Source organism: Ruegeria sp. K7 (assembly GCF_056531785.1).
The window spans coordinates 105,344-120,522 of record NZ_JBQFMJ010000013.1 but is presented as its reverse complement, the minus strand read 5'-3'; the positions used below and the strand labels follow the sequence as shown (position 1 = coordinate 120,522).

10 protein-coding genes are annotated in these 15,179 nt (G+C 55.9%); 2 read left to right on the top strand and 8 right to left on the bottom strand.

The window, feature by feature from the left end:
• Window positions 1-34: 34 nt before the first annotated feature.
• Together ACR0FE_RS18610 and ACR0FE_RS18605 are read right to left on the bottom strand one after the other, a co-directional pair.
• A complete protein-coding gene (locus tag ACR0FE_RS18610; protein WP_480914538.1) occupies window positions 35-745 on the bottom strand; it encodes an MBL fold metallo-hydrolase in 711 nt (236 codons plus the stop codon).
• 20 nt (window positions 746-765) lie between these two features.
• A complete protein-coding gene (locus ACR0FE_RS18605; protein WP_480914536.1) occupies window positions 766-1,572 on the bottom strand; it encodes a gamma-glutamylcyclotransferase family protein in 807 nt (268 codons plus the stop codon).
• Window positions 1,573-1,681: 109 nt separating this feature from the next.
• On the opposite strand from ACR0FE_RS18605, the gene ACR0FE_RS18600 reads away from it, so the two are divergent.
• The gene (locus tag ACR0FE_RS18600) at window positions 1,682-6,892 is read left to right on the top strand and encodes an AAA family ATPase (RefSeq protein ID WP_480914535.1); all 5,211 of its coding nucleotides are present in this window, start codon (window positions 1,682-1,684) and stop codon (window positions 6,890-6,892) included.
• A gap of 42 nt (window positions 6,893-6,934) precedes the next feature.
• On the opposite strand, the gene ACR0FE_RS18595 is transcribed toward ACR0FE_RS18600, so the two are convergent.
• Window positions 6,935-8,257 carry a hypothetical protein gene (locus ACR0FE_RS18595; protein WP_480914533.1) on the bottom strand — a complete coding sequence of 441 codons (1,323 nt, stop codon included), beginning with the start codon at window positions 8,255-8,257 and terminating at the stop codon, window positions 6,935-6,937.
• Between the two features lie 4 nt (window positions 8,258-8,261).
• Window positions 8,262-10,460: an alkaline phosphatase family protein gene (locus tag ACR0FE_RS18590; protein ID WP_480914531.1), complete on the bottom strand. Its 2,199-nt coding sequence runs from the start codon at window positions 10,458-10,460 to the stop codon at window positions 8,262-8,264.
• Between the two features lie 632 nt (window positions 10,461-11,092).
• On the opposite strand from ACR0FE_RS18590, the gene ACR0FE_RS18585 reads away from it, so the two are divergent.
• Entirely contained in the window at window positions 11,093-11,671 is a 579-nt protein-coding gene (locus ACR0FE_RS18585) for an XRE family transcriptional regulator (RefSeq protein ID WP_170808153.1), read from the top strand.
• Window positions 11,672-11,711: 40 nt separating this feature from the next.
• Here the strand turns inward: ACR0FE_RS18585 and ACR0FE_RS18580 are convergent, their stop codons facing one another.
• The 4 genes from ACR0FE_RS18580 to ACR0FE_RS18565 form a co-directional block, all read right to left on the bottom strand.
• Window positions 11,712-12,284, bottom strand: coding sequence for a thiamine pyrophosphate-dependent enzyme (locus tag ACR0FE_RS18580; protein WP_480914529.1), 573 nt, complete (start codon window positions 12,282-12,284; stop codon window positions 11,712-11,714).
• Window positions 12,281-12,829 carry a decarboxylase gene (locus tag ACR0FE_RS18575; protein WP_480526721.1) on the bottom strand — a complete coding sequence of 183 codons (549 nt, stop codon included), beginning with the start codon at window positions 12,827-12,829 and terminating at the stop codon, window positions 12,281-12,283. Before ACR0FE_RS18575 ends, ACR0FE_RS18580 begins: the two co-directional genes overlap by 4 nt.
• Window positions 12,829-13,923 (bottom strand): pyridoxal phosphate-dependent aminotransferase, encoded by a 1,095-nt coding sequence (locus tag ACR0FE_RS18570; protein WP_480914527.1) that lies wholly within the window; start codon window positions 13,921-13,923, stop codon window positions 12,829-12,831. Before ACR0FE_RS18570 ends, ACR0FE_RS18575 begins: the two co-directional genes overlap by 1 nt.
• A 242-nt stretch (window positions 13,924-14,165) precedes the next feature.
• Window positions 14,166-15,110 (bottom strand): AEC family transporter, encoded by a 945-nt coding sequence (locus tag ACR0FE_RS18565; protein WP_480526717.1) that lies wholly within the window; start codon window positions 15,108-15,110, stop codon window positions 14,166-14,168.
• Between the last annotated feature and the right edge of the window lie 69 nt (window positions 15,111-15,179).

Sequence of the window (15,179 nt, the reverse complement as noted above, 5' to 3'; positions counted from 1 at the left end):
ATGCGCGTGTGCCGTTTGCACACGCGCCGGTCAGTCAAAATTCAAAAAGCCGCTTGAAAGTCGCCTTGTAGGCGTCAGACGCGCCACCCAACACCGGCGCGCCGTGGCCACAGAAAACGTGCCTGAATTCCAGAGCCGACAAGCGCTGAAAATCTTCGGCCTGAGGTTCAGACACCTGCATCCAGACCGGGCCGACATTGGCCGGTGTAAAAAACCCCATGCCTTCCATCATTTCGGCAGAATCCTTACTGAAGAATTCGTCAGGGTTCAGATAGTTCTGCAATGCGTCGCACGCGATCATTACACCGCCGTCCCGATCGAGCCTAAAAATGCATTCGGGGGTTTTGGTGGTCTTGAAGGTAAAAAGCTGCGCGTCTGATACCGGCAGTTCGCCGCCTTCGACCAGTTCACGATCCACCGGAACGCCTTCCTGACCGGCACCGGGCTGGGCCCAGTAGGTCGCGCCAAATGTGTCCCGGTAAAAGGCATCGTCGGCTCCGTGCAAACCACCGACCTGAACGACGTCGGTAATCCGGCCCAACTGCTCCAGCGCCTTCAACCCGTCATCGGAAAGCCTGACCGCATTGAACAATATCAGCCTGTCACCTTCGCGAACTATCGTCATGTTCCGGCTGAACTGCCAGTCAATGTCATTGAAATGCATCTCTCGTGTGCCGGTGACGAAAAATATGTCAGGCAAAGGTTCCGAGATGACTCCATGCGGAGACGCTGCCAGATGGCCCATAATTCCCCCCTTAAAAAGCCCTATCCTAGCCTTTTTTCGGCTGGCAGGGAAGTATAGTCGAATTGACCTGCATACTGATACTCATCCGCAAAGGCGTGCAGATAGGTGTTCAGACAGTCTTTCTGGTCCGGTCGCAGCCGGTCGTTCAGGATATCTTCGAGACATTCGGTCCCGTCGCTGGTGTCCAGTCGCTTGAGCAAAAACACCGTGACTTCCCTGCCGCCGAACCAGTCCTTCCCGATAGATTGCGCCGGACGCGCATTCGTCATGTCAAAGACAGATCCCGCCAGCACCGTCAGGTGCCGGGCAAGCCCGGTGTGGTCAATGACACGGGGAACAGGTCCCGGGTCAAAGGCGGGCAGGACCGGTGGCTGAAGAACCGGATGCCGGTTCAGCGCCGCAATGTATTCCGGGTCAATGCCGGCCTCGGACGCCCCGCGCGCCAGAATGTTCAGATAACGGCGTGTTGGCAGGCAGGCGTCGTTGACAAAATCCGGCAAGCCAACATAGGCCAGCGCCTGCTCGGCCCCCTGAACAGTTTCGATGTCGACCACAGTCCGGTCATACCCCACGCCATAGGCTTCCATCTGGTCGAGCGCTGCAAGGTCGGCCTCGTTGCAGCAATGCAGAACGCCCAGAACCCGGTCCTGTGGGTTTCCGGTGTGTTCGATATTTCCAACGCCCCCTTCGTGGCGAAAGAAATGCTCGACATTGAACGTTAAACGCCACCCCCTGAGCGTCGCCGCACGGGACGCCGAAGGTGTGACGCCTTTAGCTCTTAATGAAGTAAAATTCATATTAGAGCCGTATCCAAAATAGTTAATCAAGGTTATGCTCTATCTTAATTTCATCCTGTGTAATAATGCCGGAGCCCGCGTCTGTGTCACAGTTTTTTTAAACAGTTCCTTGTAGTCTTTCAGGAAGGTAGTTTCTGCCTTGCATCTTGAGATCGCCGGATACCAGATCGAACAGCAGATCGAGGCGTTTTACGCAAGTTCGCTTTTTCATGCCCGCAACAGCAAAAGCGGACAGCCGGCGATTGTCAAAACCTTGTCTGCCGAGTTCCCCGACATTCGGGATGCCAAGCGGCTGGAACGTGAGTATTGGCTGTTAAACGAGCTAGGCAGCCTGGACGGGATTATCCCGGTCACGGATATGGTCTTCCTTGGCAATGGTGCCCCGGTCATGATCAGCCCCGCGACCGGATGGACCTTGTCGCACTACCTGCGCGCCAAACGAACCGCCACATGGCCGCTTGAGCGTGTTGTCGACATCATAATCCGGCTTACCACTGCGCTGGACGCCATCCATGCGCGCGGTATGGTTCACAAAAACATCGCACCACAGAATATTCTGCTGGATGACACGGACTGGAGCGTCCGGCTGATGAATTTCGAAATCGCGACGGCCCTGTCGCGGGAACATCAGGGGAAAGTCGCTTCGAAACTGATCGAGGGCCATCTGCCTTATATCTCGCCCGAGCACACCGCACGGATTTCGCACGATGTCGACTACCGATCAGATTTCTATTCTCTTGGTGTCGTATTCTTTGAACTTTTGTTTGGGCAATTGCCATTCAGGGCCGAAACGCAACTTGAATGGGTCCATGCGCACATCGCCAAGCGGCCACGTGTCCCGGATGATGCCGGGGCATATGTTCCAGCGACGCTGATCGAGATTGTGCTGCGGCTTTTGGCCAAAAACCCTGAAGACCGCTACCAAAGCTCGTTTGGTCTGTTGCACGATCTTGAGATCTGCCGCCGAAGCCTCTCGCGCACAGGTGAAATTGCGCCCTTTGATATCGCGCAGCGAGACACGTCCGAAACGTTTCGTGTTCCGCAAGTGCTGATCGGACGCGATGCCGAGCTGGAACAATTGACCCAATTGCTTGCCAAGGTAGAGGCCGGCGCATCCGAGCTATGCCTGATCTCCGGCAGTTCAGGGGTTGGGAAAACCGCGCTGGTCGCGGAACTGAACCGGCCAATTCTTGAGGCGCGCGGCTTTTTTCTGCGCGGCAAGTTTGACCAGTTTGAAAGGGTCAGACCTTATAGCGGCATCGCTGCTGCATTTTCCGGGCTGGTTCAGGAACTGCTGGCAGAACCGCCAGAGTCACTGGCGACGTGGAAAACAAACATTATTGGCGCGTTGGGACGAAACGCGCAGGTTCTGCTGGATGTCCTGCCGGATCTGGGGCTGATCATCGGACCGCAACCGCCGGTCCCGACCCTTCCTCCGACCGAGGCGCAGAACCGGCTGCAACTGACATTTCTAAGCTTCGTAAGGCTGCTGGCGGATGAAAACCACCCGCTGGTACTGTATCTTGACGACCTGCAATGGAGCGATGCACCGACACTTAACCTTTTGCAGAAAATGGCAACGGCCCGGGACATCGGTCATCTGCTTATTCTGGGCGCTTATCGCGAGAATGAAGTGGACAGCGGCCACCTGCTGAGCCTGATGCGCAAGGAGGTTGCCAAGACACGGACGGTACATGATCTGACCTTGCCGCCGCTCGATCAGGCGGTCGTGAACCAGATAGTTGCCCGGACATTCCGAACGGATGAGGCGGACACGCAAGAGCTTGGCGCTGTTCTTTTTCAACGAACCGAAGGCAACCCCCTGTTTGTAAAGGAACTGCTTCAATCCCTGTTCGACGATGGGATGATTAATTTTGACCGCACACATGGCCGCTGGACATGGGATCTGGCTGCGATCAGGAAGGCCGAAATTGGCGATAACATTGTCGAGTTCCTGATTGGAAACCTGAACAAACTTCCGGATGACACCAAGGAAACGTTGCGCATGGCCGCCTGTATCGGACACGAGTTCGACATGGCCAAGCTGTCGCTGATTCATCAGCGCTCTAAAGAGCAGCTGGGCATATCCCTGATGAGCGCCCTGGCCCGCAACATCATCCTGCCCTTGGACGACAGCTACCAGCTTTTTGATCAGGCCGCAGCTCTGACGGACGCCAGGGCAGATGCGGCAGTCAACCCGCGCTACCGGTTCCAGCATGATCGTCTGCATCAGGCCGCTTACGAGTTGATTGATGACGCCGAAAAACAGCCTGTTCATCTGTCGATCGGACGACTTTTGCAGAGCGAAGACACGGATGAGCCGCAAAACGAACGCCTGATCAAGATCGTTCGCCATCTGAACGTGGCCCGCGATCTGATCACCCGGAAAGATGACAAACGCGAACTTGCGGAGCTGAACCTGGCGGCTGCTCGCATTGCGCACAATGCGTCCTCGTATCAGGTGGCTTTGAACTATTTGCGTATTGCCCGGTCCCTCCTTCCTTCGAACCCGTGGCAAGAGGCCTATGGGCTGACCAGATCGCTATCATCGCTCTATGCACAAACCGCCTATCTGAACGGCTTGCATGACGAGGCCGATGCCGAGTTGTCACGCGCGCTGGAAAACCTTCGGACCTCGCTGGACAAGGCGCGCGTTTTGTCGATGAGAACAAGGCATTACTCGACCTTGGGCCGGATGAAAGACTCCATCGATTCAGCCCTCGAAGGGCTTTCCCTTCTTGGGGTCAGGTTCACGGCGGATGTCTCGGATGCAGAGGTTGAAGCAGAAGTCGCAGAGATTTCTGTCAACCTGGCAGGCCGGGAGATTGCCGATCTGATCAACGCGGGCCGTATGACGGACGCCAATATGGAAACGGCGGTCGGGCTGTTGATGGAGATCTTTCCTGCGGCCTTTCTGTCAGGTGCCGGAAACCTGTTCCGTCTTTTGATCCTGAAATCCGTCAACCTGTCACTGCGTTTCGGAAACTCGGCCGAAACCGCCTTTGCCTACTCGACGTACGGGATGTTGCTGTGCGGGGGCATGAACCGCCCTGCTGAAGCGATCGAGTTCGGCAAGCTCTCGCTTGCTATGAACGAGGCATATGACGACATTGCCCTGAAATCCCGCATTATTTACGTCTACACGATGTTCATCCACCACTGGGGCCACCACTGGAGCACGATGACAGAATGGTTCACCCGTGGCTTGGAGGCGGGATACCAGTCGGGCGATCTGTTGTATCTGGCCTATAACGCTCAGGATTGCATCATCTGGGACCCGCGTCTGGATCTTGAAACCGCAATTGCCGAACAGTCGCGATACATGGTGATCGTCAAGGACTGCAACTATGCGGACAGCTACGATTCAGGCAGTCTTTTTCTGCAGATGTTGCAGAATTTCGCAGGCAACACCCGGGATTTGTATTCACTTAGCGATGACACGTTCGATGAAGTTTCCTGCCTGAAGGGAATGACCGAGCGCGGTTTCATGACAGGTGTCGCGAACTATCACATCTATAAGGCCGAACTTCACTGCCTGTACCGCAACTTCAAGGGGGCCGTTCCGCACGTAGCCGCGCAGGAAAGGTTGATGGACAGTGTCATGTCGCTGCCGCAATCCGTTCGGTTCCGGTTTCTGGCCTTTCTGACCTATTCCGCGACGTACGAGACATCCCCTGCGGACGAGCAATCGCATCTTTGGCAGAAGATGGAGGATCACGCTAATCATATGGCCGACTGGGCCCAGCACTGCCCCGAGAATTTCAGCCATCTCGACCTTGCCATGCGCGGAGAGTTTGCGCGCTTGCAGGGCGATATGTTGAATGCGCTGTCGTGTTATACCCGGGCCGTCGCATGTGCCGAAGAGAACGGGTTTACCCGCGACCGGGCCATGATTCACGAACTCGCGTCGTCGGCCTTTGAGAAGATCGGCCAGAGTTTTGCGGCCAATGCGCATCTGGACGCTGCTCGCCGCCTGTATCACCGATGGGGTGCAAGGCGGAAAGTCGATTTGATGGATGCCGAGAACCCCACCCTTCAACTCATCGCACCAACCCGTTCATCGGGGGACAGGGATGCAGAAAACAGCGGATATTCGATCTCGCACAGCGCTCTTGACTTGCAGGCGGTCATGAATGCGGCCCGCGCGATTTCGGGCGAAATCGTGTTGAGCAATCTGCTGTCACGCACAATGCGCATTCTGCTGGAAAGCACGGGCGCGCAGCGTGGCGTTTTCCTGTCAATGAATGACGATCAACTACTGGCCGAAGTTGAATGCCTCGTCGAAGAGGGCGACCTGGAAACACGCAATATTCAGTTTGAACCCGACCCCGATACCCTAGCAATGTCCGTTGTCAATTATGTGGCCCGAACCCAGAAACCTCTGGTTCTCGACGATGCAGCCGGCCATCCCCGGTATGGCATTGATCCTTATGTCGTCAGGAATCAGATCCGCTCGGTCATGTGTGTTCCGGTGATCCGTTCCGACCGCTTTTCCGGGATTGCCTATCTGGAGAACAACCTGGCCGCCGGAGCATTCCCGGAGGAGCGGGTTGCAATTGCCGAATTGCTGACGGCGCAAGCCTCAATATCGATCGAGAACGCCAAGCTTTATGTCGACCTTGAGCAGAAGGTCGAACAGCGCACCGCTGAACTAAGTCAGAAAACAAATGCGCTGGAAGCCGTTGCAAACCAGCTGTCCAAATACCTGTCACCGCAGGTTTATCGATCGATTTTCGATCGCAGGAAAGAGGTCAGACTGACCTCGGAGCGCAAGCTTTTGACGATCTTCTTTTCGGATCTGGTCGGGTTCACCGAGCTTGCCGAACAGATGAGTTCCGAAGATTTGAAGACATTGCTTAACCATTACCTGTCAGAGATGTCCGAAGTTGCTTTGTCTTTTGGCGCGACCATCGACAAGTTTGTCGGCGACGGAATTGTCATCTTTTTTGGCGATCCGGAAACCCGCGGACCTGAAAATGATGCCATTGCATGCGCCAAAATGGCGATTGCCATGCGTGACAGACTTGGAGCGCTGCGCGAGGAGTGGCTGAAAGAAGGAATCCGAAAACCTCTGGAATGCCGCATGGGCATTCATACCGGATACTGCACCGTTGGCAATTTTGGCAGCGAGTCCCGGATGGATTACACCCTGATTGGCCGCGCTGTGAACCAGGCCTCGCGCCTTGAAAACGCTGCGCGCACCGGTAGCATTCTGATTTCGCAGGACACGTATGACCGGATCAAACCCGAGATCGCCTGCGTCGAACATGGAACGGTTGAACTGCGCGGCATCGGGGCGCCCGTCAGAACATACGAAATCACTGGTCTGAAACAGGACGAAAACACCTGAGGTACATGAAAGACATCAATTGTCCCGTTCTTGGACGCCTCGCTAGCTGTGTGTCATGCTGTTCTTCGGTCCGGACGGAGGCGCAATCTTGCACCCGCAGGTTTCGTTCCCAGCCCCGGCGCACCGCGCCATCGCTTCGTCGAACGTGTATTTCGGGTGCGGCGGCGGTCCCGGACAATAGTACAAGTCCATCTGGGCCAGCGCGCACATGACCTGCGCGTCGTGTGGGTCACCGGGATTGGGCGGCCCGAGCCCTTTGGTGTTGCCGAACCAGCGTTGGCAGGCGTTCTCCTTTGCCTGCTCTGGCTCGATATCGGGGTTCTTGGTGTATTCAAACAAAAAGGACGCAGCCACCAGATCCTGCGCCTCGTACATCCGAATATCCGGTATCTTTTTCGCGCAGTCCGTGCACTTTCCGGTTACCCCTGCCGCGATCATGTGATTGGCAACCATATACGGTGTCTCGCGCGGGTCGTCGGGGGAAATCCGTACTTTCCCGACCTGCAAGACCGGCGTTTCCGGCGTGCCGTTTTCGTCTTTCGGCATATCATCCTTGAACGCGACCCTGAACCAGCCGGGAGCCTGCGGATCATAAAGAGGTGATCCGCAGACCAGCAGCGGCAGCGTGTGACGCTCACCTGTTGCGTTGGGCCCATTCAGATAGAGGTTAAGCATCGATCGGATGTAGCTGCGCTCGGGCGGGCCGTCGAAAAAACCCGAGGCCATCATGATGGGAAAATAGTCATTGGGGTATTCGCTTTGACCTGCACCGGGCGCGGCGATTGGATTTACATCCACAATAGTTCGGTAAAAACTCACGTCATCCGCGGGAATTCCGCTGGCCCGCAACACGGTATCCCAGCGATGCATGGTCATACACTCCAGAAAAGTACCCTGCTGCAACACCTGCCACGGCGGGTAATGCATCAGCAACAAACCCCTCTGACCCATGACGTTCAGCCCCAAGGGCGGGAAGAGATGCCACTTGCACAGGCCGTCGTCCTTGTCGCTGTTGACCGGATAACCGGCCATCGGGTTCCAGACCCCAAGGTCCTGCAACAGGTTTTTTCCCGCGACCGCCTTGCCCGCGGCATCCGGCGCGAACAGTTTCTGATGGTGTTCGGCAAAGACAGACAACGCCGCTTCCGGCTGATCAGTCGAGATCGAAACCCGGTATTGCCCGCCTGACTTTGTGACCTGCACGTTGCCCGAGGAAAACCCGTCAGCCTCAAGCGAGTTCCTTGTGTAATGCGCAATCACGCTTTCGCGGTCGGTCAACCCGAGATCGGAATTGGCAAGTTCGGCAGGTGGGAACAGTTCGTTCAACAGCTCCACCGCCCCCAGAGAATAGGAAAACTCAGCCATCGGATCAGCCATCCGAACCGATAGGCGGATAGTCCTTGTCGTACGGCACCGAGAGCTTAGGGTGATCGGTGCGCGGATCGCTCAGTTCAAACACGGATTCAAAAGTCGGTGCCGCCTGTACCCGATCGCCCAAGCCCCAGCGCGCACGCGGGATGCCGTACCAGTCCAAAACCGTCGACAGCAGAGAGGTGCCTTCATACGGCTGCGGTTGGCCACTGCGAAACACCGTGTTGGATTTCACTCGCGGCGACACCACTATTGTCGGAACACGCGGGCCCAAAACATCATACTTGAACCCGTCGTTCACATCCCTCGGCCAGGCCGGTTGTGCCATCGGTGGCGCCTCATGGTCGTACATTCCTCCGCCCTTGCTGAACGTGATCACCAATGCGGTTTTGTCCCATTGCGGGCTGGCCCTCAGCGCCTCGTAGATCTCTTTCAGTTTGCGCTCGCCCGGAACCATGTCGCCGGAAGCACCGGGATGATACGAGGTCGCGCCACTTGGCGCGATCCAGGCGGGTTCGAGGAACGAGAATTTCGGCAGCATCCCCGCCTTCGCATCTGCAATGAATGTGCTGAGCGGCTGCACGTACTGAAACTTGCTTTTGTCCACGCTGGGCAACTGATTGCGCATATACAGGTGATAGGTGAACACTTGGTTCTCCCATTCTACCGAGTAATAAATCTTCCAGTCCTGATGGCCATTGTTTTGAAGCACTTTCCAGATCGGCTGCCGCAAGGGCCGCTCTGCGTATTGCGTGTATTGCGGCTCACCTTCGCAGTTTACCGTAATGTTGTAGTTCGATCCCGACAGGGCAAAGCCCCGGTTGGCAATTGTGCCGCCCGGCATGGGTGAAAACCAATAATCGCTCACCGCGTAATTCTCGGCCAGGCCGTTCAGCACCGGTAATTGTGTCGGGCTGAACGAACTCATTGCTTCGGGGCTGAGGTTGTTGGACACAAACCCGCCCATGTCCGGCACTGCACCGCTTTGATAGGCAGGAAAACCGCCGCTGTATTGCTGCTGAATGCTGTCGGCTGTCGAATGAAACGGATCGATCTTGGGCGAGGAAAGTACGAACTGATCGCTCAGCTTGCCATCCTCATACTGGTGCACCGGATACGGGGTGCCTTTGTAAGTGTTCGTATAGGATTTTGAGTTTGCCTTGAACGGCGGTTCCGCGTTCACATAGTTCAGGTGGGGTGCGTCCGCCTCGTATAGCCAGCCCAGAACACTGTCCATTGTCCGACTTTCAAGCATGTAGACGACCACATGTTCGATATTGGTGCGCATGAAATCCATAGTGCCGGGAACAAGGGCTTTGGCGGCATCAATGGGAATCGGCATCTGTACCGGAGTCAGCTGACCGGACACATCAAACCCCTGAGGCAAGGCGCCCTGTTTCAGGGGGCCGACAAACGGGTCGGGAAGGAACGGATCAAACCCCCAAAGCCGGTAACTCCCATCTCCGGGCGCAATGTCCAGAATGTTCTCACCCATGGCGATTAGGTGGTGCGAGGTATCAATGTCCGGGCGCGTGCCCTCAGATATCGTCGGCATCGACAACGGATGCCAGTTTTGCGGATCAAAGTTCCACACGCGGTATTTCGAATGCTCGGCGATCCATTCGAGCACATAGTTGCCCATGGGCAGCAACGCGCTACCGCCGGTGATCTCGGCAAAGGCATCCTGCGGCCCCATCGAGGTAGGCAGCGGGTCGGGCGGCGACATCGGGCTGGGTGCGGGATCGAAATTCCACAGCATGTATGTCCCGCGTGCAGCAGTCGGCATATAGGCCATGACATATCCCGTCATGGGCACAAGCTGCACGATATCCGTTTCGGTTGCATCCCAGGTGTAGTGATCGAAATACTGCCAGAATTTGTGCTGCTTCCATTTCCCCGATTGCAAAGGCTGAACGCTCAGCGGGTCGGGGTTGGTCGGGTCAAATTCGAACAGATCATAAGGAACATGAGGATCTTTTTGATCCTGAAGCTGCGACAGATCATAGGAGAGCATGTACCCGCCGATCGGACACAGCTTTGTGCTGGATGGAAAGTTTGATCCGGGCGACAACAGGATCTGTTCGAACAGCTCAGGCAGATCCATGTTCAGCCGCCACAGGCTGTAAGTGTCGCCGCTGTTGGCCTGGTTAATCAGATAGGTTGGTGCTGCATTTGCGATAAAGTCTTTCTCGGCCATGTTTCCGTCCAATCCATGCGGGGTCAAAAACTGAAAAAAGAGAGAAATGGGAAACGATTTGTTCACTAATTTGCAACAAATACGCCAAATCAAAAAGAAAAATCTTCTGACGTCCGAATGAGCCGCGCTTGGCTGGGGGTGGATTTTTGGCTTTGAGTTGCGCTGCTATGAGGCGCCGGAAACCGACCCAATAGACTGTCAGCCAGTTTTCCGTCGACAAAAACGATTGCCGTGGGCCACGTCCCAAGACGACGACCTACGTTCAAGATTGCATTACAGAACAAAGGTCTGCCGTGTGAACGTAATTCTATTGTCATCGGCAGATGGGGGTGGTGCCGGGTTTTCCGGTAAACGAATTGAGCATCCGAAAACCATCATGTCCGATACGCGGGCGAGTGATAAAGATTGATAACATCATTAAGCTTCATTTGTGGATGCTCAAACCTGCGAGAGACCGGTTTTGTTCCGCCGAAAGTGAAAAGAATCACCGTGATGTGATTGCAAAAATCCAATCGGAGCAACGGATGACCAATAAGCCTCGCGACAATGCTTTTTTGTGAATCCTGCACTGGTAAGGATGTCGATGCTGTGCCAATCTCGTGCCCCGGATAACCTGATCGGCAGCGTTGAAAGTGGAAAAGAAAAACGACACTGAAAGTGAAGTCGGTCAGACGCTTCAGCGGTTGCGGCATGAACGGGAACTGACGCTGGGCGATCTTGCGGCTCGGGCACAAGTATCCACTGCGATGATCAGCCGGATCGAAAACGCCAACGTCTCGCCTTCGCTGTCGACACTGCAATCTTTGGCGGATGCTCTGGATGTGCCGCTGATGGCGCTGTTTGCCCGGTCGGATATCGCTGCAGATGTTCATCACGCGCGCGTTGGCGATGGCCTGCCCGCGCGGCGCATCACGCAGGGGCATGCGCATGATTATCTCCTATTGGGCAAGCACTCGGCACCCGGGGGGATTTTTCAGTCTGCGCGAATTCGCATTTCAAAAGAGCAATCCGGCAACTTGCCCAGCTATCAGCACGAAGGTCATGTGTTCATCTACATGATCGAAGGGCAGGCCACATACCGTTGCGGAGGGGAGAATTTCCAGATGTCTGCGGGGGATACATTGAGCTTCGATGCCAAGCTTCCGCACGGATTCAGTGAAATCCTGTCTGATGCTGTCGAGTTCATTACGGTCTCAACCCGCCCGCAATAGGGCGCTGCCAAGCTTCGGCCTGTGAGGCCGAACCTTGCAGCTATCGGCGATTGAGCGCTGCGCGAAAAGTCGAACGCGCCTCTGCGCTGTGAATGTAGGCGTAGTCTCTGGGACAGGAGGTTCCTGCCGTGATCTCCATCGAAACAAACTGAGGGCCTGCCAGAGACAGGATCTGCGGCGCGGCTTCGGCGAACCTGTCAACATTGGTGAATCGCTGAACCCCGGCATAGCCAGCCGCCCAGGCCATTGCAGCAAAGTCGACCTTTTCAGCGCCGGGCAACGGATGCGCTCCGTTCACCTCGTAAACCCGATTGGCCGAAAGAAAGTGATAGAGGTTCGACACGCCAGCGCCAGCGATCGTCACCAGCGACCCAAGGTTCATCAGCAGGCTGCCGTCGCCATCAAGAACAATTACGCGCCGGTCCGGATTGGCCAGTGCCAATCCCAGCCCGTGGGACGATGCCTGACCCATCGCGCCAACGGCGACATAGTTCAGGTCTCGCGGGTTCAGGGCCAGCCAGTCAAAACAACTTTGATAGACTGCAACTACAATGTCACTGTCATGAATGTGGGGGATCAGCGCCCGTAGCGCCTCGTCGCGACGCATCGTCATGACGCCTCCGGAGGTCTGCCGATCAGAAAGATATGAGGCTGCGAGGATGCATAGGCCATTGCGATGGCCTGCGGTATGTGGGTTTCGTCGCCGGGTTCTTCGATCAGCGAATGCGATACCTCCATCGCGTCAAGGACAGGGCGGATTATCCGAACACCGTAGGAGGAAGATTGATCCGGGTGCACATGTGGTTCCTTGCCCTGCAAACCAACCATCATCACAACGGGCAATTCATAATCCATCCCGATCGCACGAATTGCATTCAGGGAGTCCATCAACCCTGTCTGCTGCATCATCAGTACGGCCCGGGTTCCATTGTAGGACATGGCGCCGCAAATACTGACACCTTCATCCTCTTTGCAGATCCGCGTCAGTCGAAAATCAGGATCCTTGGAAATGGGCCACAACAGACCGTCGCTGGTGACGATATCCGGAAGGGCGACGATTTCCTGAACCTGTGCGGCCTTGAGCTGCGCAATGATCGCGCGCCCCGACGGGTATGCAACCTTTGGCGCGTCCACCGTAATTCCGGAAGACATACCCATTACACGCCACCGTTCAGGAATTTGGCAATTCCGTCCCGTGCAATTTTCAATTCATGCATATGCCCGACTGTAATGCGCAGATAGTCCGTGTACGCTGGCGATGCGAACCGCCGCACGGCAATGCCGTGCTGCAAAAGCGCGCGTGTCGCAGCTTCTGCTGACTTGTTGCCATCCGGGAAGTGAACAAGAACGAAATTTGCCTGACTGGGGATGACGTCCAGTCCCAACCCCTGCATCTCGGCGGTGATCCAGTTCCTGCCCAAGCGGTTGGCATCGCGAACATACTGAGTGTGGGCTGTGTCCTCCAATGCGGCGATCGCAGCCATTGCCGAAGGCGAAGCAACCGGAAAGGTCAGCCCGATCCTGCGAACGACATCGACGATGTCGTCAGGCCCATACAACCAGCCCACGCGCGCGCCTGCCAGACCGTAGATTTTTGAGAATGTACGGCACATGACCACATTTTGCGCCTCATCAACCAGAATATGCGCGGGCTCGTAATCTTCGGCATCGATGTATTCTTCGTAGGCCGCGTCGATTATCAACAATACTCTTTCTGGCAGGGCGGCGTGCAGGCGGCGAATTTCAGAGCCATTCAGATACGTGCCTGCAGGGTTTTCCGGGTTGGCCAGATAGACGATACGTGTCCGTTCGGTCACGGCTTCGATCATGCGGTCAACCGAGGGTTTGAAACCATCGTCCGCAACCGACACGACGTCTGCATCGTTGGCGTGCGCATAGTTCGGGACTTTCAGGTACCCGTTCGCGCTGCGGATCAGTTCGGTAGCCGGACCCAGATAAGCACGGGCAAGCCGTGCAAGCAGGTCGTCCGATCCCTGCCCGGTTGTGATCCGCGCGGCATCGAGGCCGAAATGTTCAGCGATGGCCGGGGCGAGAGTTAGATCGGGGTTTTCCAGATACCGTTCGATTGAACTTGTGGCTGCCTGCGCGGCGGCCCGGGCCAAAGGGCTGGGACCAAACGCGCTTTCATTGGAATTTAGCAGGACAGACGGTGGAAGTGATGCATCAATCGCCCCTGCGACCATGTGGGGTTTGATGCGCGAAATTCCTGATTTCGCCAAGGCTACTGTCATTCTTGTCCTCCAGCAGTCACTGGCCGGGTAGGTGGCGCTTACTTTTATCATACAATACTCACTATTTAGCAACTTACTTTCAAAAATATTATGATTTAAGTGAGCCTGCTTGGATGAAAGCAGCGCGACGCTTGTTTGCCCGGATACCTGCGGCATCGGGTTGGAATTGACAGGCATGAAACGGCAGCCCAAAGGGCAAACGGCTGTTCGGGATTCTTCAGCGAGGGTCGCTTGGAACTGTATTACCCGGCCATCGGAAGCAGTATCGCCAACGAAAGTGGTATACTGACCGCAGCAATCAGGGTCTGTAGCGTGACGATCGCCGCCATCAAAGGCGCATCTCCGCCCAGTTGTTTTGACAACGTGTAAGAGGACGCACCCGTCGGAACAACGGAATAAACCACGGCGATCTGCAGCACGTTCTGCGGCAGTCCGACGGCCAGTCCGATTACCAGAACCGCGACAGGGAAAACCACCATCTTGCCCGTGAACGCAAGGATCAGGGGTATTGTGCTGGCAGCCATTGCGCGGACTCTCAGGTTTGCGCCAACGGCCAGCAGAGTAATAGGCAGCGCCCCCGCACCCAGAACATCCGCCACATCGTGAACCACCGGAATCCGGTCTCCGATCAGCTGGTTGGCACCCACTGCCAACAGGATTGAAATGACATAGGGGTTGCGGGCCAGTTCCCGCAGAATGGCCAGCGGCAGACTCGTGGTTCTGTCGCTTTTCAAAGAACCGACCAGCATGATCACCATGACGATATTGGTGATCGGAACAAGGATCGCCGTCGCCAGAATGGCGATGTCAAACCCTGCCGGACCGAAAAGGTTTGCCGCCAGAGCAAGTCCTATGAAGGAATTGTGCCGGGCACTGCCCTGCAAAATAGATGTCCCCTGTGGCGGTGCGAAACCCATCAGGCGCGTACTGACAACCGCAAAGATCAGTGCAGCAACAAACCCGCCCAGGATCGTGGCCGAATAAAGCCCAAGCGCTGATTTGTCCAAAGGCGACATTGAGATCTTGCTGAATAGCAGGCATGGCATCAATACCCAGTAGACAAGTTTGTCGTTCAGGTTCCAGAAGTCCGTGCTGGGAATGCCACCTTTCCGAAGGGCCAGCCCAAGGGCAATAATCAGAAAGATCGGCAGAATAGAGGTCAGCGTTGTCAGCATGGCAATCAGCAATTCGAAAGGCGCTTATTGAGCGGACCTTTTCATGCCGGAAATTGCAATTCAACCGATGGTTTCGCTCTG